The following is a 21,691-nucleotide window of genomic DNA, read 5'->3' as shown; positions in this document are numbered from 1 at the left end:
ATTCGCGCCGAACGTCGACTTGGTCGGCAAAACCTCAAGAATCGGCACGACAAGTCGACGTTGGGGCCTGATCCGGATTGACCCTCGATTCCACAGCCTGCCAGCATGTGGCGTTGTGACTAGTGACGGGTATGCGCGGATTCGCGAGGGTGGACCGTACTTCGACGACCTCTCGGTGGGGCAGGTGTTCGACTGGGCGCCGTCGATGACGCTGTCGTCCGGCTTGGCGGGCGCGCACCAGGCGATCGTCGGGGACAGGCTGCGCCTGGCGCTCGACGCCGATCTGTGTGGGGCCGTGACGGGGCTGCCCGCGCCGCTGGCGCACCCGGCGCTGGTGTGCGACGTGGCGATCGGCCAGTCGACGCTGGCGACGCAGCGGGTCAAGGCCAACCTGTTCTATCGCGGCCTGGTGTTTCACCGGTTCCCGGTCATCGGCGATTCCCTCTATACCCGCACCGAAGTGGTTGGGCTGCGGGCCAATTCACCCAAGCCGGGCCGCGCCCCAACGGGCTTGGCGGCGCTGCGGATGATCACGATCGACCAGGCCGACCAGTTGGTGCTCGACTTCTACCGCTGCGGCATGCTGCCCGCCGGTCCGGATTTCGATCCCGACAACGCACCGCACGACGACCTGTCCACCATCGGCGCCGACGTGCCCGCCCCGGCCCACGATCCGACCGCCCAGTGGGACGCCGCGGTTTTCCGCACCAAGGTGCCCGGGCCGCACTTCGACCCCGACCAGGCGGGCTCGGTGCTGCACAGCACCGCCGACGTCGTCACCGGCGCCCCCGAACTCGCCCGGCTCACCCTCAATATCGCTGCGACCCACCATGATTCGCGGGCCGGCGGACGCCGGCTGGTGTACGGCGGGCATACCATCGGGCTGGCGCTCGCGCAGGCCTGCAGGCTGCTGCCCAACCTGGTCACCGTGCTGGGCTGGCAGTCGTGCGATCACACCGGCCCCGTGCACGAGGGTGACACGCTCTACAGCGAGCTGCACATCGAATTTGCCGAACCGACCGAGCACGGGGGAGTGCTCGGGCTGCGGTCGCTGGTGTATGCGGTTGGCGAGGCGGAGGAGGGCCCGGACCGGCCGGTGCTGGACTGGCGGTTCCGCGCGCTGCAGTTCTAACGACGATGCGTGCCACGAGCACAATGGGGGGCGTGAGCTCGGCAGCGACCACCTGGGGAAGCAGTGGGCTGGCCTACCTGACGGGCCTGCCCGACGGCCCCGCCGACTTCTCCCGGGCCCGTGTGCTGCCCCGCGCGCAGGAGGTGGCGGCGGCCATCGGCGGCCGCTGGGGCGTGCAGGTCGACGCGGCCGGGCTGCTGACCGGGCGGGCCGCCCTGCGGGGCCTGACCCGCGCCGGCCGGGTGTCGCCCGGCGGCGCCACCCGCCTGCTCGCGGCGCGGGACGGCTGGTGCGCGCTCACCCTCTCGCGCGCCGACGACCTCGCCGCCGTCCCCGCGCTGCTGCAGGCCGACGAGGTGGCCGTCGACCCGTGGCCGCAGCTGCAACGGTGGGTCGCCGCCCGTGTGGTCCCCGAAATCGTCGAGCGGGCGGCGCTGCTCGACATCCCGGCGGCGGGCCTGGGCGAGGTGACGGCCGCGCCGCCCCGCACGCGCCGAATCGGGCCGCCGGCGCCCGCGCGCGCGCCGCGCGGCCTGCTGGTGGCCGACCTGTCGTCGATGTGGGCGGGCCCGCTGTGCGGCCAGCTGCTGGCCCGCGCCGGGGCGACGGTCGTCAAGGTGGAAAGCCCGCGCCGCCCGGACGGCACCCGCGCCGGAGACCAATCCTTTTTCGACTGGATGAACCACGAAAAGCTCTGCTATGGACTCGATTTCGACAGCCAGACCGACGAACTGCGCGAGCTCCTCACCGTCAGCGACGTCGTCATCGAGGGCTCCCGTCCGGCCGGGCTGGCGCGCCGGGGCCTCGGACCGGACGACGTCGCACCGCGGCCGGGCCAAATCTGGTTGCAAATCACCGCCTATGACGGCCGCAGGCCGGGATTCGGGGACGACGCCGCGGTGGGCGGCGGCCTGGTGGGGACCAGCGACGAGGGGCCGGTGTTCTGCGGCGACGCCATCGCCGACCCGCTGACCGGGCTACAGGCCGCCCTGGCGGTGGCCGAGTCCCTGGCGCGTGGCGGGGGCGAGTTGATCCGGCTGTCCATGGCGTCGGTCGCCGCGACCTACGCGGGGCTGCCGACCGGGTCGTCGGTTTCGCCCGCGACGGTGTCCCCGCCGTCGGCTCCGCCGGCGTCCCCACCGGCGTCCGGGCTGGGCGCCGACAACGGGGCGGTGCGCCGGCTGGTCGGCCAAAGGCGTTGCCTGTCATGCTGATTCGGCAGGCCACCCTGCTGGATGGGACCGTGACCGACATCCGGGTGGGCACGCAGATCGAGGAGATGGCGCCCTCGGGTGAGGGCCTGACGCCCCGGGCGGGGGAGGGTGTGCTCTACGCGGGCGGCGGAACCGTGCTGCCCGGGCTGCACGACCACCACGTGCACCTGCGCTCGGCGGCTTCGGCGCTCGATTCGTTTTTCGTCGGGCCGCCCGGGGTCAGCAGCGAAGCCGAGCTCACCCAGTTATTGGCGAACGCCACGCCCGGGCCCGACGGGTGGATTCGCGCTGTCGGCTACCACGATTCGGTCGCCGGAGAACTCGACCGGACCGCGCTGGACGCGATGGTCCGCAGCGTTCCCGTGCGCATCCAGCACCGCAGCGGTGCGCTGTGGATCCTCAACTCCGAGGCGCTGGGCCGGGTCGGCCTGGCCGAACACCCCGACGGCCGACTGCGCAGCGCCGACGACGGCTGGTCGCAGGCCCTCGACCGGCGCGAAACCGACCTGGCCGAACTCAGCCGCCGCATCACGGCGACCGGCGTCACCGGCGTCACCGATGCCACCCCCGACCTCGACGCCGACGACAGGGCCTCGCTCTCGGCGGCGCACGGCCGCGGCGAGTTCCGGCCACGGGTCAGCTTCCTGTCCCCGGGCAAGAAGATCCTGCACGACGACCGCCTCGACCTCGACGGCCTCACGGAATGGATTGCCCGGCAGCACAACACGGGGCAACCGGTGGCCGTGCACTGCGTGACCGCCGCCCAGCTGGTGGTGACCATCGCGGCCCTGCGCGCGGCCGGTGGCCACCCGCGGGACCGCATCGAACACGCCGCGGTGGTGCCCGACGACAACGTGGCCGATCTCGTCGAGCTCGGGGTCACCGTCGTCACCCAGCCCAACTTCGTCGCCGAGCGCGGCGATCAGTACCTCGCCGAGGTGCCCGCCGCCGAGCACGATCAGCTGTGGCGCGTCGCGGCGCTGCGCGACGCGGGCGTGCCGGTCGCGCTGTCCACCGACATGCCGTTCGGCCATGGCGACCCGTGGACGGCGATGCGTGCCGCGGTGCACCGCACCACACCGAGCGGCGCCGTTCTGGGCGCCGGCGAATGTGTCTCGCCGTCAACGGCTTTGACGATGTTTCTGGGCCGGGCGGATCAGCCGGACCGGGCGCGCGCCGTGCGCGCCGGGCAGCCGGGCGACCTGTGCGTGCTCAGTGAGCCGCCGGCGACCGCGCTGGCGGAACTCGACGCCGGCATGGTGGCCGCCACCGTGATCGGCGGCGAGCTGGTGTACTTCGCGATGTGACCGGCGATCAGGACGCCGGTGCGAGCGCCGCGCGCAGGACGTCGCATTGGCTGCCGAAGAACTGTTGCGACACTTGAAGTTTCGGCGCGATCAGGTCGAATCCGTGGAAGGCGCCGGGAACGATCTCGACCTGGCACGGCACCCCGGCGGCCTTGAGTCGTTCGGCGTAGGCCAAGTCCTCGTCGTGGAACAGGTCGTGGGTGCCCACACCGATCCACGCCGGCGGCAGGCCGCTGAGGTCCTCGCGCCGCGCCGGCACGGCGACCTGCGGGTCCGCGTTGCCCAGGTAGGCGTCCCAGCCGAATCGGTTGCTGCGGTTGTCCCAGAGGCGGTAGTTCGCGCTGGGCGCGGTGGCCGAACTGCGGTCGTCGAGCATGGGATAGGTCAGCAGCTGGAACGAGGGGCTCACCTCGGCGCGGTCGCGGGCCAGCAGGGCCAGGGCCGCGGCGAGGCCACCGCCGGCGCTGGCGCCGCCGATGGCAACCCGGTACCGGTCCACCGACGGCAGGCCGGCGAGCCAGCTCAGCGCCGCGTAGCAGTCTTCCAGCGGTGCGGGATACGGATGTTCGGGGGCCAGGCGGTATTCCACCGACGCGACGGTGATGCCGAGGCGCCTGCTGAACCCGCTGCACAACCGGTCGTCCTGCCGGGCGTCGCCGATCACGTATCCGCCGCCATGGATCCACAGCAGCGCGGGCGTCGGCTCGCTGACGCCCGCGGGCCGGAACAGCCGAACCCCGGCACCCGACTCCAGGGTGATCACCTCGACGTCGCGGACGGGCTTGCCCAGGCGTGACCGCCAGGCCATCGCTTTCCGCATGACGGGCAGGGTGCGGGGGCCGACGAGTCGCCGAGGGGCGAAGCGGGCGAGTCTTTGCAGGTCAGGATGAACAGCGTCGTTCGTCACCGATCCAGTATCACTGACGGGGAAAATCAAGGGACAGCTATCAGTGATCAGACACCGGGAGGCAGCGTGCCCCAGCTCGCGACGCGATTCGTCGACACGGCCCTCGGGACGCTTCGGGTCCAGGTGAGCGAAGGGGCCGGGCCCGCGGTCCTGATGTGGCCCAGCCTGCTGATGACGGGCGAGCTGTGGGCCGGTCAGGCCGAACGCTTCGGCGACAGCCATCGCCTGGTGCTCGTCGACCCGCCCGGCCACGGCGGCAGCACACCGCTGAGCGGGCCGTTCAGCTTTCCCGACTGCGCGCGTTGCGTCGTCGACCTGCTGGACGGGCTCGGCATCGACCGGGCCCACTTCGTGGGCAATTCCTGGGGCGGGATGATCGGCGGCACCTTCGCCGCCCTGCACCCCGACCGGGTCGACCGCGCCGTGCTGATGAATTGCACGGCCTCCAAAGCCGGTGTCGCGCAAAAGGTTCAGTACGCGGCCATGCTGTGGCTGGCGCAAATGCTCGGCGGCATCCGGCCGCCGCTGACGCGCTCGAGCATCCGCGCCTTCCTGGGGCCGACCACGCTGCGCACCCGCCCGGATGTGGTCGAGACCGTGCGGGCGAACGTGACTGCGGTGAACACCGATTCGGTGCGCTGGGCGGTGCGCAGCGTCGTGTCGGCCCGCCCCGACCAGCACGCCCTGCTGGGGCGCGTCACCGCGCCGGTGCTGGTGGTCGCCGGCGCGGAGGACGCCACCTTCCCGGTGGCCGAAACCCGGGCCATGGCCGAGTCGATCCCCACCGCGTCCTTCGCCGTGCTGGACGGGGTCGCGCACCTCGCGGCGCTGGAGCACCCCGCCCGGGTGAACGCGCTGCTGGAGTCGTTTCTGTTCGGGTGACGCGACACATTTATCGAACCGAATCACGCGCTGCGACGTAGCCCTAACGGGTCCGCGCAGGGCCCACAACGCTGTGGATTAACCGGGCCGCGATCGGGGTATCGGTGCAATGCTGGCGAACGTGCTTGCCGTCAGCTTGTTGGGGTTGTCGGCTCGTGTTCGCAACGTCCCGCCTGGGGCCGAGCGTCTGCAGGCCGCCCGATCGGCCGCGACGCGAGGGGCGAGACATGCTGGGGCAGCTTTACGATCGGGCGCTCGGCGGGGAGCGATGTTGGATCCGTCATGACGACGGCGAACTGCGGCCGCTGCCGGCGCACCGCTGGCTGGGCGTGCGATGTCCCCCGAACGGCTCCGGCGTAGCCGATGACGCCGTCGACGAGGTTTTCGACGAAGCCGTCACGCAGATGTGCACCGGGCCGACCATCGAGCTGGGCTGCGGTCCGGGGCGGTTGGTGGCGAGGCTGATCCAGCGGGGCATCCCCGCGCTCGGCATCGACCGGTCCGCGACCGCGATCCAGCTGGCGGGTCGCGGCGGTGCGCCGGCCCTGTTGGGGGACGTGTTCGAGGAGCTGCCCGGAACGGGCTTGTGGCAGACGGTCCTACTGGTCGACGGCAACGTCGGCCTGGGCGGGGACCCGCTGCGCATTCTCGGGCGCGCATTCGAGCTGTTGGCCCGCGGCGGGCGGTGCATCGCCGAATTCGAAGCCGAGACCATCGGCATCCGGTCGCGCTGGGTCCGCCTCGAGTCGTCGTGCGAGGTCGGGCCCTGGTTTCGCTGGGCCACCGTCGGGGTGGACAGCGCCGCGGCGCTGGCCGCGCAGGTGGGGCTGACGCTGACCGGCGTCCGCCTGATCGGCGACCGGGTGATCGCCAGCCTGGCGGCGGTCTGAGCGTGTCGCGCGCAGCTAAATCCGCCGCGCGCAGCGAACCGCCAAATGCATTCCAGACAGGGTCAATAACCCATTCAGCGACCCCGCCGGGCAAAGCGAAATCGCAACCATAGCCGGTTCACGGAAACATCAGTTTCGCCGACCTACCCGGGGGTACAGTTCCCGACATGACGGCGAACCGACCTGGCATCACACCGTGGGTGAAATGGTTGCTGCGGGCCGGGCCCGCCGACTATGCGCTGGCGCTGAGCGAGGCCGGGGCCTCGCTGCCGGTGGTCGGCAAACACCTCGAGCCGCTGGCCGCGATGACCGCCATGGGTGTCTGGGGTGCCAGGCACGCGCCGGCGGCGATTTCCGCGGCGACCAAGGACTGGTTCACCCCGGGGATCAACGACGCGCGGCGCCGGGACCGGGAGAGCACGCAGCAGGTCTCCCTCGCTGCGCTGCGGGGCGTCGTGTCGGCGGCGGATCTCGAAATGGATTGGCCGGCGGCCGAACGGACCCCGCCGATCTGGGAGGGCCTGCGGCAGCGCCGCCACCTGTATCGCCGCGGCGTCCACTACGGGGACCACCCCGCGCAGGTCCTCGACGTCTGGCGTCGCGCCGACTTGCCCGCCCAGCCCGCGCCGGTCCTGATCTTCCTGCCCGGCGGCGCCTGGGTGCATGGCAAGTGCATGGGTCAGGGGTCCGCGCTGATGTCACGGCTGGCCGAGCAGGGGTGGGTGTGCCTGGCGGTCGACTACCGCGTCGCGCCGCACCACCGCTGGCCGCGCCACATCGTCGACGTCAAAACCGCCATCGCGTGGGCGCGCGCCAACGTCGACAAGTTCGGCGGTGACCGCAATTTCGTTGCGATAGCGGGGTGTTCGGCCGGCGGCCACCTGTGCGCGCTGGCCGGCCTGACCGCCGATGACCCTCAATATCAGGCGAAGCTGCCCGAGGGTGCGGATACGTCGGTGGACGCGGTCGTCGGAATCTACGGCCGCTACGACTGGGAGGACCGCTCGACGCCGGAGCGGGAGCGGTTCGTCGACTTCCTGGAGCGGGTGGTGGTCAGAAAATCGATCGCCCGTCACCCCGAGGTTTTCCGGGCCGCCTCGCCGATCGCCCGGGTGCACCGTAATGCGCCGCCCTTCCTGGTGATTCACGGCAGCAAGGACAGCGTCATCCCCGTCGAGCAGGCGCGCAGCTTCGTCGAACGGCTGCGGACGGTGTCGCATTCGACGGTCGGCTACCTGGAGTTGCCCGGCGCGGGCCACGGATACGACCTCATCGACGGCGAGCGCGCCGGCGCGGCCGCGCATGTCGCCTCGCTGTTCCTCAACCAGGTTTATCGCGCCAAGACACGGATCGGGGCAAAAGAGGTTATCTGACCCGGCGCCGCTGAGTATTGTCCCTCTATGGGTAAGGGGTGGCGGTGAAGAGGCTTAGCGGCTGGGACTCGGTGCTGCTGTACAGCGAAACGCCGAACGTGCACATGCACACCATCAAGGCCGCCGTCATCGAACTGGACGCCGATCGGCGTTCCCTGGACGTCGACGCGTTCCGGCAAGTCATTGCCGGCCGGCTGAACAAGCTCGATCCGTTCTGCTACCAGCTCATCGAGGTCCCGCTCAACTTCCACCACCCGATGTGGCGGGAGAACTGCGAGGTCGACCTCGACTATCACATTCGCCCGTGGCAGGTGGCGCCGCCCGGGGGTCGCCGCGAGCTGGACGAGGCCATCGGGCAAATCGCCAGCACCCCGCTCGATCGCAGCCGCCCGCTCTGGGAGATGTACTTCGTGGAAGGGTTGGCCAACAACAGGATTGCGGTGGTCGGCAAAATTCACCACGCGCTCGCCGACGGCGTCGCGTCAGCGAATTTGTTGGCCCGCGGCATGGACCTGCAGCCGTGCCCGGAGGGCGGACCGTACATGTGCGACCCGCCCCCGACCACGCGACAGCTCATGGCCTCGGCGTTCGCCGACCACGTCCGCCACGTCGGGCGGCTGCCTCACACCATCCGCTACACCGCACAGGGTTTGGGCCGGGTGCGCCGCAGCGCGCGCAAATTCTCCCCGGAATTGACGCGACCGTTCGAGCCGCCGCCGACGTTCATGAACCACAAGATCACGCCGGAGCGCCGGTTCGCCACCGCCACACTGGCTCTGGCCGACGTCAAGGAGACCGGCAAGCGGCTCGGGGCGACCATCAACGACATGGTCCTGGCCATGGCGACGGGCGCGTTGCGCACCCTGCTGTTGCGCTACGACGGCAAGGCCGAACCGTTGCTGGCGTCGGTGCCAATGAGTTTCGACTTCTCGCCCGAGCGGATCTCCGGCAATCGTTTCACCGGGGTGCTGGTGGGCCTACCGACCGATTCCGACGATCCGCTCGAGCGGGTGCGGTGCGCCCACGAGAACGCCATCGCCGCCAAGGAAAGCAATCAGCTGATGGGGCCGGAGCTGGTCAGCCGGTGGGCGGCCTACATGCCGCCCGGCCCCACCCAGGCGTTCTTCCGGTGGGCGTCCGGCCGCGACGGCCACAACAGGATCCTGAACCTGAACATCTCCAACGTCCCGGGGCCGCGGGAGCGCGGCCGGGTCGGCGGGGCACTGGTCACCGAGATCTATTCGGTGGGCCCGTTGACGGCCGGCAGCGGGCTCAACATCACCGTCTGGAGTTATGTCGATCAGCTCAACATCTCGGTGCTCGCCGACGGGGCCACGTGCAAGGATCCGCACGAGGTGACCGACGCCATGGTCGACGACTTCATCGAAATACGCAGGGCCGCAGGGTTTTCGGAGAAGCTCACCACCGTCGAAGCCGCGATGGCACCGGCCTGACCGGCCCGGCCCGGTCGGTGACCGCGCCCGGCGGTAACCCGAATCTCGCCGGCACGTTAACGCCGTTCCCGTCGACCGTTACCATCGGTCCGACAAGTCAGCACCGTGACGAACAAGGGAGCACCGTGAGCGAAGAGGCCAACGAACCCGAAGTCCTGGTCGAACAGCGGGACCGGATCCTCATCATCACGATCAATCGGCCGAAGGCCAAGAACGCGGTCAACTCCGCGGTGGCCAACGGCCTGGCCGCCGCCGTCGACCGGCTCGACGGCGAACCCGGCCTGTCGGTGGGCATCCTCACCGGCGCGGGCGGCTCGTTCTGCGCGGGCATGGATCTCAAGGCCTTCGCCCGGGGCGAGCTGCCCATCGTCGAGGGCCGCGGGATGGGCTTCACCGAGCGCCCGCCGGTCAAACCGTTGATCGCGGCGGTCGAGGGCTACGCGCTGGCCGGCGGCACCGAACTGGCGTTGGCGACCGACCTGATCGTGGCCTCGAAGGACTCGGCGTTCGGTATCCCGGAAGTCAAGCGCGGCTTGGTCGCCGGGGGCGGCGGGCTGCTGCGGCTGCCGCAGCGCATCCCCTCCGCGATCGCCATGGAACTGGCGCTGACGGGTGAGAACCTGAGCGCGGAGCGGGCGCACGCGCTGGGCATGGTCAACGTCCTCGCGGACCCCGGGTCGGCGCTGGATGCGGCGATCGAGCTGGCGGAGAAGATCGCGGCGAACGGGCCGCTGGCGGTGGCCGCCACCAAGCAGATCATCGTCGAGTCCCGCGGCTGGAGCCCCGAGACCATGTTCGCCGAGCAGAACAAGCTGCTGGCACCGGTGTTCTCCTCCAACGACGCCAAGGAGGGCGCCATCGCCTTCGCCGAGAAGCGCCCGCCCAAGTGGACGGGCACCTAATCGGTCAGATAGCGCTGCAGCGTCGGCCCCAGCCAGCCGACCAGGTCCTCGACGGTGCTCGACGCGAGTGGCTCTATCTTCAGCTGGTAGCGCGCGAAAGCGAGCCCGGCCAGGTGGCTGGCCACCAGCTCGACCCGTAGCTCGGCATCGGCCACCCCGAATTCCGCCGCGACCCGCTTGGCGATCGGCCCGGCGAGGCTGTCGTGCAACACCTTTCGCGCCTCGGGGTGGATCGCCGCCGAGCGCCACAGCGTCAGGAACGGCTCGAAGACGGCGCCTTGCTCCCAGTGCTCGAGGAAGCGCCGCACCAGCCTCTCGCCGATCCGTTCGGTCCCCTCGTCGAGCAGCGTGGCCAGCTGGTGCAAGGGGTGCTCGGGACCGGTCAGCGTGGACGCGGTGAACAGGCCTTCCTTGTTGCCGAAAAAGTAGTAGACCATCGCGACGTCCACACCGGCGTCGGCCGCGATCGCGCGGACGGTGGCCCGCTCGTACCCGTCGCGCATGAAGCGTTCACGTGCGGCGTCGATGATGCGCTGTCTGTTCACTTGACCGGTGCGCCACCGGCCGGCGCGCCGCGCAGCTGGCATGCGCACCACAATACTTCAACAAGCGTTGGCGAATGCCGTCGTGCGGCGTACGTTAGTTCTTGAACGGAGGTTGAAGTATTCGATAGAGGAGGTCTCCCATGGTGACGAGGAGGCGGCGACGCCTGTGGTGGCGACACCTGATGTCGGTCCTGCTGTTCCCGGCGATGGTGACGCTCGTGGTGCCGGCCCTGATCGTCGGGCCGACAGGCGTGCGCGCGCCGCACCTGGGTGCGGCGCCGACGATCGGTCTGATCACGCTCGGCTGCATACTGATCGCCGCCGGTGTGGCCCTGATGATCTGGACCAACGTGCTGTTTGACCGGGTGGGCGAGGGCACGCTCGGGCTGGGCAACGTGATGGGGGAGCCGGTCCATCTGGTGGTGCGAGGTCCCTACCGGCACGTGCGGAACCCGATGATCACCGGCGTACTGTGCATCCTGCTCGGCGAGGCGGCCATCATCGCCTCGGGCCCGCTATTGCTTTGGCTCGCAACCTTTTTCACGTTCCAGGCGATCGCCATTCGGTTCTGGGAGGAGCCCCATCTCGCCGAGCGCTATGGCGGCGAATACGTGGACTACCGGAGCAACGTGCCGCGTTGGTTCCCGCGGGTCTCGGCCTGGGATCCGCCCGCTCGTTGCTGAGGCCGTCGCGGAGCGCCCGGCACCGATCGCACTCGGGTTTCCCGTCCCACCCCTCACCGACAAGCGCTCAACCGGCCATGTCGTCGGCGCCGAGGGACCCGCCGTGACCAGGGCGCCGGTCGCGCGGGACGCTCGACATCGGGGGGCAACCCGGCTGAGTTACACTGCAGACGAGATTTGTAAAGGGCCGGGAATCCAGGAAGATCGAGGATGAGCATTTCGCTGCTGCTCGAGATGGCCGCATCGGGCGACGCCGAGCGCACGGCGGTGGTGTCCGGAGACCTGCGGCTGACAACACAACAGCTCAGCGATCTCGCCGACGGCGGCGCGGGGGTGATCGCCGGGTCGAATGCCAAGCACGTTGCCTATGTCGGTACCGGCGGCGCGATGCTGCCGGTGCTGATCTTCGCCGCGGCGCGCGCCGGGGTGGCCTTCACCCCGATCAATTACCGGCTCTCCGCCGAGGGCGTCCAGGCGCTGATCGAGCGGCTGCCCGAGCCGTTGGTGGTCGTCGACGCCCGGTACCGGGAGATGATCGGCGATGTGTCGGACCGGGTGATGGTGTCCGACGACTTCCTCGAGGCCGCCCGCACGGCCGAGCCGGCTGCGGAGTTCCCCGACCCGGACTCCGTCGCGATCGTGCTGTTCACCTCGGGCACCACCTCGCAGCCCAAGGCCGTCGAGCTCTCGCACAACAACCTGACCAGTTACGTCACCGGGACGGTGGAGTTCGGGGCGGCCTCGGACACCGACGCGGCCCTGATCTGCGTGCCGCCGTATCACATCGCCGGGGTCAGCGCCGCGCTGTCGAACTTGTATGCCGGCCGAAAGATGGTGTACCTGCCCAATTTCGATGCGCAGGAATGGGTTCGGTTGATCAACGCCGAGCACGTGACCACCGCGACGGTGGTGCCGACCATGCTCGACCGGATCATCACCGTGCTGGACAACGACGGGGCGCCCATCGAGCTGCCGTCGCTGCGCAACCTCGCCTACGGCGGCTCCAAGGTCGGGTTGCCGCTGGTTCGCCGGGCCCTCGAGCTGCTGCCCGACGTGGGCTTCGTCAACGCGTACGGCCTGACCGAGACCAGCTCGACGATCGCGGTCCTGACTCCCGACGACCATCGCGCGGCGCTGGCGGCGTCGACGGCCGAGGGCGCGCGGCGGCTGGGGTCGGTCGGGCAGGCGGTCGCGGGCATCGAGCTGCAGATCCGCGACGAGGCCGGCAATGTGCTGCCGCCGGGCGAGACCGGTGAGCTGTTCGTGCGGGGCGAGCAGGTCTCGGGCCGCTACACCGGGATCGGCTCGGTGCTCGACGAGAACGGCTGGTTCCCGACCAAGGACATCGCCATGCTCGACGACGAGGGCTACCTGTTCATCGGCGGGCGCAGCGACGACACCATCATCCGCGGCGGCGAGAACATCGCGCCCGCTGAGCTCGAAGAGGTCCTCGTCGAGCACCCCCACGTCCGGGATGTCGCCGTGGTAGGTGTCGAGGATCCGCAGTGGGGCCAGGCGATCGTCGCGGTGGTGGTGCCGGCGCCGGGCGTGGACCCCGACCCCGCGGAACTGCGCGAGTTCGTCCGCAAGAGTTTGCGCGGATCACGCACCCCCGACGAGGTAGTGTTTCGCGACGAGCTGCCCACCACCGCCACCGGCAAGGTGTTGCGGCGGGAGATCATCCAGACCCTCACTCCGATTGCGCGTCGGACGGCCCAGCAGTAAGCGATCAAGGACGGAAATCAATGATCAAGAACGGAACTCGTCTCGCCAGCCAGGTATGCGACACGCAGGTGATCGTCGTCAGAAGCGCGGACAGCCTCGACGACCTGCGGTGTGGCGGTGTGCCGATGGTGGCGGTGGGCGCCGAGCGCTCGGGCGAATTGGACCCGTCGTTCTCCGACGGCACGGTCATGGGCAAGCGCTACGTGGACGAAGCCGGCGCCGAGGTGCTGGTGACCAAGCCGGGCGCCGGGAGCCTGAGCATCGGGCAGACCGCGCTGCACCTCAAAGAGGTCAAGCCGTTACCCGCGAGCGACTGAACGTCACTGCGAGTCGTCATGCTTGGCCGGAATTTTGTTCCGGAGGACGAATTCCTTTGCCTTGATCAGGAATTCGAGCTGCTCACCCACTTGGTGGAGCGGGCCCGCGTTGCGGGTGGAGCGGGAGAGCAGGACAGCGCCCTCCAGCGCGGCAATCGACATCACGGCCAGCGACTCGGCGTCGGCGTCGTCAAAGCCGTCGTTGACGAACGCGCGGGTGAGGGCGGTGCACCAGCGGCCCAGGATGGCACCGGCTTCGGTGGACAGCTTGGGACCGTCCTCGTCGGAACAGCCGATCGCCGCCGCCACCACCGGGCACCCGGCGGTGAAGCCGCCGTCGGTGAGCAGCCGCTCCCAAAATCCGACGAACTCGGCCAACAACGCCCGGGCGCCGCGGCCGGCGGCGTCGTCGATCATGGCGGTGATGGAGTCGCCCGAGTAGCGCAGCGCTTCGGTCAGGATCTGATTGCGCCCGTCGGGAAAGTGGTAGTACACCGAGCCGCGCGGGGCGCCGCTGCGGGCGAGCACCGCGTCGATCGTCACGCCCGCGGCGCCGCGCTCGCGCATCACCTCGGCCGCGCTGGCCAGCATCTTTGTCCGCGTGTCCCCGCGCTTCGGCGGGGCGTGCTGCTTGGTGGCGTCACCGATAGTCGGCACTGTCGTACCTCCGGGGGCTGGCGTCATGCAGCGTGCGAGTGGCGCAGCGCCGGCCAGTGCATATGACGCGGGCTGAATCGGAATGTCCGGCGCCGCAATTCTGGCATCTCGCGGGTGAATTGATAGCCGGCGACGTTGAGCTCAATGATCCACATGGTGTTCTCCCGGCCTGTGTGCGGCCCTTGATTATGCTAAGAACCATATAAGACATCCGTAAATTAAGCAATTTCTCAGGGGAAATGTGACGCACGCCGCACAAATGCGGCGCGTCGGTGCCGCGGTCCGCACCTGCGGTTCCGAAAACCGGCCGAAATTATGCTCTATCGCATAGTCGATAGGCCGGATGGCTGGCCGGGCCGCCGTGGCGGCCCCCAAACGCCGAACATGCACTTACGGCGAAAAATCGGACGATTTCCCGCCCGGAGTGCACGTTCGACGCGTGCCAGACCTAGCTTTCGATCGTGTGGCCCATCGGCATCAGCACGCTCTTCTGCTGGGTGAAGTGCTCGACGCCCTCGGGCCCGTTCTCGCGGCCGATGCCGGAGTTCTTGTAGCCCCCGAACGGGCAGCACGGGTCGAACGCATACCAGTTGATCGCGTACGTCCCGGTGCGGATCTTCTCCGACACCTCGATGCCGCGCTGCACGTCGGCGGTCCACACGCTGCCGGCCAGCCCGTACACCGAGTCGTTGGCGATCTTGATCGCGTCCTCCTCGGTGTCGTAGGGAATGATGCTCAGCACCGGGCCGAAGATCTCCTCCTGGGCGATCGTCATCTTGTTGTCGACGTCGGCGAACACCGTGGGCTGCACGAAGAAGCCGCTATCCAGGCCCTCGGGACGGCCGCCGCCGCACACCAGCCGGGCGCCCTCCTCGATGCCCTTGGCGATGTAGCCCTCGACCCGGGCCCGCTGCTTCTCCGAGATCAGTGAACCGATCTGGGCGGCCGGGTCCGACGGCAGGCCCACCGGCAGAGCCTGCACGAAAGTGCTTACCGCGTCCACGATTTCGTCGTACCGCGAGCGTGGGGCCAGGATGCGGGTCTGGGCCACGCAGGCCTGGCCGGTGTTCATGATTCCCGAGAACACCAGCATCGGGATCGCCGAAGCCAGGTCGACGTCGTCGAGGACGATGGCCGCCGATTTCCCGCCCAGCTCCAGGGTGCACGGCTTGAGCATGTCGGCGGCGCGACGGCCGATCTCCTTGCCGACCGCCGAGCTGCCGGTGAAGGAGAAGATGTCGACGTCCGGGTTGGAGGTCAGCGCCTGTCCGGTCTCGATCCCGCCGGGCACCACCGACAGCACGCCCTCGGGCAGCCCCGCCTCGGCGAAGGCCTCCGCCAAAGCGTTTGCGCTCAGCGGTGTTTCGGCGGCGGGCTTGAGTACCACCGTGCAGCCGGCCAGCAGCGCGGGGCCCAGCTTGTTGACGGCCAAAAACAGCGGCACGTTCCAGGCGACGATCGCGCCCACCACGCCGATCGGCTCGCGGTGAACGATGCTCTGCCCATAGCCGCCGGTGCGGACCTCTTTCCACTTGACCTGGTCGACCGCGGGGCCGGCGAAGAAGTTCAGCGCCCCGATCGAGCTCATCCAGTGCATCGTTTCGACGCCCATCGGCGGCTGGCCGGTCTCGGCCGCCAGTAGCTGGGTGAACAGGTCCTTGCGCTCCTCCATCACCTTGAGCGCGTTGGCGATCACGGCCGCGCGCTCCTTCGGCGGTGTGGTCGGCCAGGGGCCGTTGTCGAATGCGGCGCGGGCCGCGGCGACGGCCGCGTCGACGTCGGCCGCGGCGGCCAGCGGCGTCTTGCCGACGTACTCGCCGGTGGCCGGACAGGTCACCTCGATCACCTCGAAGGTCGACGGTTCCGTCCACTTGCCGCCGATGAAAAGCTTGTCGTATTCGGTCTTAGCGTCGGCCATGTTCCGCCACTCCTCCTGCTTGTTTCAGATCGCACTGCCCTGTCATCGTCGTCGGCGGGCATGGCGCCACCCTACCCAAGCCGGCGCAAAACGAGAACACGTTTCACTATTGGGGTTGCAGGACCAGCACGAGATTGCTCACCAAGAACTCGCGCAGCACCGGCACGCCCGTCAGCCACCACGCCCATCGCGGGTGGTAGCGGGGAAATGCGGCCACGGCGGCGCCGGTGCTCGCGGCCCACGTCAGGCCGTCGGCCGCCGACACCTCGAACAACGACGACCCGTAGTTGTTTTTGGCGGGACGGCCGTGCTTGCGGGCGTAGCGCGCCGCGGCGCGCTCGCCGCCCAGGTAGTGGGTCAGGCCCATCTCGTGGCCGCCGAACGGGCCCAGCCAGACCGTGTAGGACAGCACGGCCAGCCCGCCGGGCCGGGTCACCCGCAGCATCTCGGCGCCGAGTTGCCAGGGCCGCGGCACGTGTTCGGCGACGTTGGACGACAGGCAGATGTCCACCGAATCGTCGGCGAACGGCAGCGCCATGCCCGACGCCCGCACGAAGCTTCCCGCCGCCGCCGCGACGGCGGGTCCGCCGGCGTGCATCTCGCCCGGGTCGGGCTCGACCCCGATGTAGCGGACCCCGGCGTCGGCGAAGGCCGCCGCGAAGTAGCCCGGGCCGCCGCCGACGTCGAGCAGCGTGCGGCCGGCGGGGGAGTCCGCGTGGGCCTCCCGCCACAGGTCACTCACCATCGCGGCGGTGTCGGCGGCCAGCGCGCCGTAGAAGCGGGCCGGATCCGACCGCTCGTAGCGAAACTGCGACAGCAGCCGCACCGAGCGGGCCAGCGTCGCCCGGCGCGCGAAGAGGTCGGTCACGGCCACCGGCCAACCCTACGGCCGGGGGCACACATACTGTGGCGGCAAAGAGGGTACGGAAGCGACGACGACGCAGACTCACGATGGCTCATGGCTCCGACGAAGGTGGCTCAGGCAGCGAATGGATGTTCCCGATTGGGTGTGGGCCCTGACCGTCTTGGGCATCGTCGGGCTGCTGGCCTTCGACTTCTTCTTCCATGTGCGCAAGGCGCACGCCCCGACGCTGCGGGAGGCCGCGCTCTGGTCGCTCGCCTACGTCGGCATCGCGCTGCTGTTCGGCGTCGGCCTGCTCGCGCTGGGCGGCCACGAGGAGGGCCCGGAATACTTCGCCGGGTACGTCACCGAGAAGGCGCTCTCGGTCGACAACCTGTTCGTCTTCCTGATGATCATGGCCAGCTTCCGGGTCCCGCGCGAGGATCAGCAGAAGGTGCTGCTGTTCGGGATCGTCTTCTCCCTGATCGCCCGGACCGGCTTCATCTTTCTCGGCGCCACGCTGATCAACACGTTCGCGTGGGTCTTCTACCTGTTCGGGCTGATCCTGCTGGTCGCGGCCGGTGGCGTCCTGCGGCCCGACGAGCGCGAGGAATCCCGCAAGGCCGACAACGTGGTCATCCGGATCGCGAAGAAGGTCCTGCACACCTCCGAGCACTACGACGGCGACAAATTGTTCACGACGGTGGACGGCCGGCGCGCGATGACGCCGATGCTGCTGGTCATGGTCGCCATCGGCGGCACGGACATGTTCTTCGCGCTCGACTCGATCCCGGCGATCTTCGGCCTCACCCAGAACGTCTACATCGTGTTCACCGCCACGGCCTTCTCGCTGCTGGGCCTGCGCCAGCTGTACTTCCTCATCGAGGGCCTGCTGGACCGGCTCGTCTACCTGTCCTATGGCCTCGCGGCGATCCTCGGCTTCATCGGTGTCAAGCTGATCTTGCATGCCCTGCACGAGAACAACGTCCCGTTCATCAACGACGGCGAGCCGGTCTCGCTCGTCGAGATCAGCACCTACCTGTCGCTGGCCGTGATCGTCGGTGTCCTGGTCGTCACCGTCGTCGCCTCGCTACTGAGCCCCATGGGCAAGGCCCGGACGGCGATTGCCGGCGCCCGGCGGCACGCGACGGCCTACCTCGACTCCGAATACACCCACGACGCGGGCGAACGCGAACGCATCTTCCGCAAGCTGCTCGACGAGCGCGATCAGATCCTCGCGCTCGGCCCCAAGTACCGCCAGCTGGTCCGCGACGAGCCCGCGCTGATCGACCTGTTCGACCGCGCGGCCGCCAAGCACGACGAAGCCGTCGGCCGGGGCGAGGCCGAGCCGTTCGTCAGGATGGGCCTGACCTCCTGAGAGCCTGAGCGCCGGCCCGCGCTGTGTAGTGTTGCGCTCTAGTGTTCGACTCCCTGCTTGACGCGCTCGGCCACTCGTGGTGGGCATATCCGCTGATCCTGGCCTCCTGCACTTTCGACGCCATCCTTCCCCTGTTGCCGAGCGAGACGGCGCTGCTCACCGGGGGAATCCTCGCGGCCAACGGCTCGATGCTGCTGGGCTGGGTGATCGCCATGGCGGCCATCGGCGCGTTCGTCGGCGACAACCTCGCGTACGCGATCGGTCACTCGGCCGACGATTTCGCCCGCCGCTGGATCACCCGCGGCGAGAAGGGACAGCGCAGCCTGGACTGGGCACACCGGGAACTGGACCGCCACGGCGGCCCGCTGGTGATCGTGGCCCGGTTCCTGCCCGGCGGCCGCACGGCCACCACCATCGCCTGCGGCGTGCTGGACTTTCCCTATCGCCAGTTCCTGGTGTTCGACGCGATCGGCGCCGTCGTGTGGGCGACGCTCAACACGCTGATCGGCTACATCGGCGGCAACGCCTTCGCTGACAACACGGTCGCGGCGTTCGCGGTGGCGTTCGGCACGGCGCTGGCGCTGGCCGGAGTCATCGAACTGATCCGATGGATCCGCCGCCGGGCCCGCACGCAAGGGCGGGTGCGGCGCTAACGGTCCCGCATGGCGCGCCGGCCGATTCCCATTAGGCTTGACCACTAATGTCTGCTCTGCGCTCGGTCCTGCTGCTGTGCTGGCGCGATACCGGGCACCCGCAGGGCGGCGGCAGCGAAGCCTATCTGCAGCGCATCGGTGCGCAGCTGGCCGCCTCGGGGATCGACGTCACGCTGCGTACCGCCCGCTATCGGGGGGCGGCGCGCCGCGAAGTCGTCGACGGCGTGCGGATCGACCGCGCCGGTGGCCGCTACTCGGTGTACGTCTGGGCGTTGCTGGCGATGGCGGCGGCCCGGCTCGGCGTGGGCCCGCTGCGGAAGGTGCGGCCCGACGTGGTCGTCGACACCCAGAACGGCCTGCCCTTCTTGGCGCGGCTGGTCTACGGCCGTCGCGTGGTGGTGCTGGTACACCACTGCCACCGCCAGCAGTGGCCGGTGGCCGGCCCGGTGCTCGGCCGGCTCGGCTGGTTCGTCGAGTCGACGCTGTCGCCCCGGGTGAACCGGCGCAACCAGTACGTGACGGTGTCGCTGCCCTCCGCGCGCGACCTGGTCACCCTGGGCGTCAACGGCACGCAGATCGCGGTGGTGCGCAACGGCCTGGATCAGGCGCCCGCCCAGTCGTTGTCGGGTCCGCGCGCGGCCGCGCCGCGGGTGGTCGTGCTGTCGCGGCTGGTGCCGCACAAGCAGATCGAGGACGCGCTGGAAGCGGTCGCGGCGCTGCTGCCGCGGACACCGGGCCTGCATCTCGACATCGTCGGCGACGGCTGGTGGCGCGAGCGGCTCGTCGAACACGCACAACGGCTCGGCATCTGCGCCGCCGTGACATTCCATGGTCACGTCGACGACGTGACGAAACACCATGTGCTGCAAGGGGCTTGGGTGCACGTGCTGCCCTCGCGCAAGGAGGGCTGGGGGCTGGCGGTCGTCGAGGCGGCCCAGCATGGGGTGCCGACCATCGGGTACCGGTCCTCGGGCGGCCTGTCGGACTCGATCGTCGACGAGGTGACCGGTGTATTGGTCGACACCCACGCCGAGCTGGTGGACCGGCTCGAGGAACTGCTCGCCGATCCGGTGCTGCGCGACCAACTCGGCACCAAGGCGCACACCCGCAGCGGTGAATTCTCCTGGGCGCAAAGCGCCGACGCGATGCGCGGCGTGCTGGACGCGGTGCACTCCGGCCGCACGGTCCACGGCCTAGTCACCGGCCGGGGCTGACCGGGCGCGGCGCCGCCACGCGCCGATCCCCGCGCCCGCGGCGCCCGCGACCAGCAGCGCCAGCCACGCGAGGTGGGCGACGATCGTCGCCGCCCGGCGATCGGCGGGCACCCCGGCGCTTTGCCCGCTGACGCGGTAGAGCGCGATCGCGTCGTCCCGGTAGACCGGCGGCAGCGCGCCGAGGGTGCGCGCGGCCGCCCCCATGTCGCCGGCGCTGTCCGACTCCACCACCAGCCATCCCACGCCCGCCGCCGCCAGCGCCGACGGATCGGGCCCGGTCAACATCAGCTCCTGCACGGCCCGGGCGCGCGCACCCTCGCCCGCGATGGTGGTCCCCGAGATCACCAGGTCGCCGCTGCTCAGCACCTCGGCGCGCAGCCAGCGGGGCAGCGGATCCAGGACCGGCGCGGCGCCCGACCAAAAGAAGAGCCGCATCGTCCCGGCCGGCAACACCGCGACCGCGGCCGGCCGGGCGTTGATCGTCGCGGCGACGGCGGCCCAGCCGCGCGGGTAGTGCACCGGCGACACCTTGCCCCACACGCCCCAGGCCAGGTCGGGCAGCGCCAGCAGCAGCGCCACGCAGCAGACCAGCGCCGTCACCACGTCCGTCGCGAGTGGCACCCACCTGCGCACCGTCACCACCGCGCCGGCGCCCGCCAGGGCGTAGCCGGGCACCGCCAGCGCCACCCACTTCTGCCCGTCGCGCAGCACACCGAACCCGGGCACGGCGTCGACGACCGCGCCCAGCAGGTGTAGACCCGGCCCGGTGGCCAGCGCCGCCGGAACCAGCACCGACACCGCGGCCAGCACGAGCAGCGGGACCGCCACCGGACGGCGGGCGGCCGTCGGCAGGCCCAGCGCCACGATGCCGAGCAGCACCACGGCCGAGGACACCGCGAAAAGCGTGGCGCGCGAAGCGGGTACGGCGTCGCCGTTCCAGATCCCGCCGAGGCTGGCGAGGCTGGCGAGCGTGCCGAGCCCGGGCTCGGCACGCGGCGCGAACGCCTCGACCCCCAGCCGGTTCGCCGCCGAGTGAGCGGTCAGCGACGCACCCAGCACCGACGCGACCAGCCACGGCAGCGCCGCCACCAGGGCGGCGCCCACCGCCACCGCGGCGCACCACCGGCGCGGCCGGCCGGTACCGGGAACCAGCGCGCAGACCAGCGCCACCGTCGCGGCCAACAGCAGCCCGGTCGGGGTCAGCCCGGCCAGCGCGGTCCAGAAGGCCAGCCCGAAGAACGAGCCGGATCCCGCGCGCAACGTGAGCATGGCCGTCGCCACCCAGGGCAGGCAGCCGTAGCCGACCAGCAGGCTCCAATGGCCCTGCAGAAGTCGTTCTGCGACATAGGGATTCCAGATCGCCAGGGTGGTGGCGACGAACTGGCCGGGCGCGCCCGCCCCCGGCAGCGCCACGTCGACGAGCCGGGCCGCGCCCCAGCCCGCCAGCCACAGCCCCAACACCAGCAGCGCCTTGACCACGACGCCGCCGTCGACCAGATGCGAGGCGAGCGCCACCGCGAAATCCTGGGGGGTGGCGCGCGGCGCCGACGTCAATCCCAGGGCGGTATCGGAGAGGTACGACCGCGGCGTCGACACCGCGTCACGCAGCAGCAGGTATCCCGGGGCCAGCAGCGGCCCGACCACCAGCAGCGCCAGGACCAGTGCGTACCCCGGCCGGGTCCAGCGCACCGTCAACGCA

At 70.2% G+C, this 21,691-nt stretch carries 20 protein-coding genes; 14 read left to right on the top strand and 6 right to left on the bottom strand.

Translation table 11 applies throughout. The features are described from left to right. Positions 1-115 precede the first annotated feature (115 nt). The 3 genes from AC0KS4_RS23395 to AC0KS4_RS23385 are packed head-to-tail and all read left to right on the top strand — an operon-like array spanning position 116 to position 3,653. The gene (locus AC0KS4_RS23395) at positions 116-1,132 is read left to right on the top strand and encodes a MaoC family dehydratase (RefSeq protein ID WP_238957099.1); all 1,017 of its coding nucleotides are present in this window, start codon (positions 116-118) and stop codon (positions 1,130-1,132) included. 23 nt (positions 1,133-1,155) lie between these two features. Further along, the gene (locus tag AC0KS4_RS23390; protein ID WP_238957098.1) at positions 1,156-2,346 is read left to right on the top strand and encodes a CoA transferase; all 1,191 of its coding nucleotides are present in this window, start codon (positions 1,156-1,158) and stop codon (positions 2,344-2,346) included. After that, on the top strand, positions 2,340-3,653 hold the full coding sequence (locus AC0KS4_RS23385) for an amidohydrolase family protein (protein WP_238957097.1): 1,314 nt from the start codon (positions 2,340-2,342) through the stop codon (positions 3,651-3,653). Before AC0KS4_RS23390 ends, AC0KS4_RS23385 begins: the two co-directional genes overlap by 7 nt. Positions 3,654-3,660: 7 nt before the next feature. On the opposite strand, the gene AC0KS4_RS23380 is transcribed toward AC0KS4_RS23385, so the two are convergent. Continuing rightward, a complete protein-coding gene (locus AC0KS4_RS23380; protein WP_238957096.1) occupies positions 3,661-4,560 on the bottom strand; it encodes an alpha/beta hydrolase in 900 nt (299 codons plus the stop codon). A 153-nt stretch (positions 4,561-4,713) separates the two neighbouring features. On the opposite strand from AC0KS4_RS23380, the gene AC0KS4_RS23375 reads away from it, so the two are divergent. The 5 genes from AC0KS4_RS23375 to AC0KS4_RS23355 all read left to right on the top strand — a co-directional run bounded on the left by AC0KS4_RS23375 (position 4,714) and on the right by AC0KS4_RS23355 (position 10,061). After that, the gene (locus AC0KS4_RS23375; RefSeq protein WP_238957411.1) at positions 4,714-5,442 is read left to right on the top strand and encodes an alpha/beta fold hydrolase; all 729 of its coding nucleotides are present in this window, start codon (positions 4,714-4,716) and stop codon (positions 5,440-5,442) included. Between the two features lie 227 nt (positions 5,443-5,669). Next, positions 5,670-6,332, top strand: coding sequence for a class I SAM-dependent methyltransferase (locus AC0KS4_RS23370; protein ID WP_225330256.1), 663 nt, complete (start codon positions 5,670-5,672; stop codon positions 6,330-6,332). Positions 6,333-6,499: 167 nt separating this feature from the next. Further along, positions 6,500-7,705: an alpha/beta hydrolase gene (locus tag AC0KS4_RS23365; RefSeq protein ID WP_225330257.1), complete on the top strand. Its 1,206-nt coding sequence runs from the start codon at positions 6,500-6,502 to the stop codon at positions 7,703-7,705. Between the two features lie 44 nt (positions 7,706-7,749). Beyond that, a complete protein-coding gene (locus AC0KS4_RS23360) occupies positions 7,750-9,159 on the top strand; it encodes a WS/DGAT/MGAT family O-acyltransferase (protein WP_225330258.1) in 1,410 nt (469 codons plus the stop codon). Positions 9,160-9,242: 83 nt separating this feature from the next. Beyond that, positions 9,243-10,061 carry a crotonase/enoyl-CoA hydratase family protein gene (locus AC0KS4_RS23355; protein ID WP_225330269.1) on the top strand — a complete coding sequence of 273 codons (819 nt, stop codon included), beginning with the start codon at positions 9,243-9,245 and terminating at the stop codon, positions 10,059-10,061. On the opposite strand, the gene AC0KS4_RS23350 is transcribed toward AC0KS4_RS23355, so the two are convergent. After that, positions 10,058-10,648 carry a TetR/AcrR family transcriptional regulator gene (locus AC0KS4_RS23350; protein ID WP_238957095.1) on the bottom strand — a complete coding sequence of 197 codons (591 nt, stop codon included), beginning with the start codon at positions 10,646-10,648 and terminating at the stop codon, positions 10,058-10,060. The genes AC0KS4_RS23355 and AC0KS4_RS23350 overlap by 4 nt on opposite strands. Positions 10,649-10,788: 140 nt before the next feature. Between AC0KS4_RS23350 and AC0KS4_RS23345 the strand changes: the two genes are divergently transcribed. The 3 genes from AC0KS4_RS23345 (at position 10,789) to AC0KS4_RS23335 (ending at position 13,331) form a co-directional block, all read left to right on the top strand. Then, the gene (locus tag AC0KS4_RS23345; RefSeq protein ID WP_238957094.1) at positions 10,789-11,289 is read left to right on the top strand and encodes a methyltransferase family protein; all 501 of its coding nucleotides are present in this window, start codon (positions 10,789-10,791) and stop codon (positions 11,287-11,289) included. 210 nt (positions 11,290-11,499) lie between these two features. Beyond that, entirely contained in the window at positions 11,500-13,014 is a 1,515-nt protein-coding gene (locus tag AC0KS4_RS23340) for a class I adenylate-forming enzyme family protein (protein ID WP_238957093.1), read from the top strand. A gap of 20 nt (positions 13,015-13,034) precedes the next feature. Beyond that, complete coding sequence (locus AC0KS4_RS23335) at positions 13,035-13,331, top strand: hypothetical protein (protein WP_238957092.1); 297 nt, start codon at positions 13,035-13,037, stop codon at positions 13,329-13,331. A 3-nt stretch (positions 13,332-13,334) separates the two neighbouring features. Here the strand turns inward: AC0KS4_RS23335 and AC0KS4_RS23330 are convergent, their stop codons facing one another. The 3 genes from AC0KS4_RS23330 to AC0KS4_RS23320 form a co-directional block, all read right to left on the bottom strand. After that, positions 13,335-14,015, bottom strand: a complete 681-nt coding sequence (locus AC0KS4_RS23330; protein ID WP_472408533.1) for a TetR/AcrR family transcriptional regulator — start codon at positions 14,013-14,015, stop codon at positions 13,335-13,337. A gap of 421 nt (positions 14,016-14,436) precedes the next feature. After that, positions 14,437-15,906 carry an aldehyde dehydrogenase gene (locus tag AC0KS4_RS23325; protein ID WP_225330263.1) on the bottom strand — a complete coding sequence of 490 codons (1,470 nt, stop codon included), beginning with the start codon at positions 15,904-15,906 and terminating at the stop codon, positions 14,437-14,439. A 106-nt stretch (positions 15,907-16,012) separates the two neighbouring features. After that, positions 16,013-16,780 carry a class I SAM-dependent methyltransferase gene (locus tag AC0KS4_RS23320; RefSeq protein WP_238957091.1) on the bottom strand — a complete coding sequence of 256 codons (768 nt, stop codon included), beginning with the start codon at positions 16,778-16,780 and terminating at the stop codon, positions 16,013-16,015. Positions 16,781-16,895: 115 nt separating this feature from the next. Between AC0KS4_RS23320 and AC0KS4_RS23315 the strand changes: the two genes are divergently transcribed. From AC0KS4_RS23315 to AC0KS4_RS23305, 3 genes are read left to right on the top strand one after another with little or no spacing between them, the layout of a single operon-like run. Continuing rightward, positions 16,896-18,125 (top strand): TerC family protein, encoded by a 1,230-nt coding sequence (locus AC0KS4_RS23315; RefSeq protein ID WP_238957090.1) that lies wholly within the window; start codon positions 16,896-16,898, stop codon positions 18,123-18,125. A gap of 41 nt (positions 18,126-18,166) precedes the next feature. After that, on the top strand, positions 18,167-18,778 hold the full coding sequence (locus AC0KS4_RS23310; RefSeq protein WP_238957089.1) for a DedA family protein: 612 nt from the start codon (positions 18,167-18,169) through the stop codon (positions 18,776-18,778). Positions 18,779-18,825: 47 nt separating this feature from the next. Next, positions 18,826-19,992: a glycosyltransferase family 4 protein gene (locus AC0KS4_RS23305; protein ID WP_238957088.1), complete on the top strand. Its 1,167-nt coding sequence runs from the start codon at positions 18,826-18,828 to the stop codon at positions 19,990-19,992. Here AC0KS4_RS23305 and AC0KS4_RS23300 read toward each other — a convergent pair. Then, positions 19,972-21,681 carry an MmpA family trehalose lipid delivery protein gene (locus AC0KS4_RS23300; RefSeq protein ID WP_238957410.1) on the bottom strand — a complete coding sequence of 570 codons (1,710 nt, stop codon included), beginning with the start codon at positions 21,679-21,681 and terminating at the stop codon, positions 19,972-19,974. The genes AC0KS4_RS23305 and AC0KS4_RS23300 overlap by 21 nt on opposite strands. Between the last annotated feature and the right edge of the window lie 10 nt (positions 21,682-21,691).

The sequence above is a fragment of the Mycobacterium sp. NTMscope_MAC_12 genome (assembly GCF_976985675.1).
Note: the sequence above shows the minus strand (reverse complement) of the source record. Positions and strands in the feature narration are given on the sequence as shown.

Excerpts from the sequence above, each read along its gene's own strand:
- AC0KS4_RS23390 (WP_238957098.1), top strand. The coding sequence starts at position 1,156 with ATGGGGGGCGTGAGCTCGGCAGCGACCACCTGGGGAAGCAGTGGGCTG.
- AC0KS4_RS23340 (WP_238957093.1), top strand. The coding sequence starts at position 11,500 with ATGAGCATTTCGCTGCTGCTCGAGATGGCCGCATCGGGCGACGCCGAG.
- AC0KS4_RS23330 (WP_472408533.1), bottom strand. The coding sequence starts at position 14,015 with ATGACGCCAGCCCCCGGAGGTACGACAGTGCCGACTATCGGTGACGCC.
- AC0KS4_RS23305 (WP_238957088.1), top strand. The coding sequence starts at position 18,826 with ATGTCTGCTCTGCGCTCGGTCCTGCTGCTGTGCTGGCGCGATACCGGG.
- AC0KS4_RS23350 (WP_238957095.1), bottom strand. The coding sequence starts at position 10,648 with ATGCCAGCTGCGCGGCGCGCCGGCCGGTGGCGCACCGGTCAAGTGAAC.
- AC0KS4_RS23370 (WP_225330256.1), top strand. The coding sequence starts at position 5,670 with ATGCTGGGGCAGCTTTACGATCGGGCGCTCGGCGGGGAGCGATGTTGG.
- AC0KS4_RS23375 (WP_238957411.1), top strand. The coding sequence starts at position 4,714 with ATGTGGCCCAGCCTGCTGATGACGGGCGAGCTGTGGGCCGGTCAGGCC.
- AC0KS4_RS23385 (WP_238957097.1), top strand. The coding sequence starts at position 2,340 with ATGCTGATTCGGCAGGCCACCCTGCTGGATGGGACCGTGACCGACATC.
- AC0KS4_RS23365 (WP_225330257.1), top strand. The coding sequence starts at position 6,500 with ATGACGGCGAACCGACCTGGCATCACACCGTGGGTGAAATGGTTGCTG.
- AC0KS4_RS23315 (WP_238957090.1), top strand. The coding sequence starts at position 16,896 with ATGGATGTTCCCGATTGGGTGTGGGCCCTGACCGTCTTGGGCATCGTC.
- AC0KS4_RS23345 (WP_238957094.1), top strand. The coding sequence starts at position 10,789 with ATGTCGGTCCTGCTGTTCCCGGCGATGGTGACGCTCGTGGTGCCGGCC.
- AC0KS4_RS23335 (WP_238957092.1), top strand. The coding sequence starts at position 13,035 with ATGATCAAGAACGGAACTCGTCTCGCCAGCCAGGTATGCGACACGCAG.
- AC0KS4_RS23325 (WP_225330263.1), bottom strand. The coding sequence starts at position 15,906 with ATGGCCGACGCTAAGACCGAATACGACAAGCTTTTCATCGGCGGCAAG.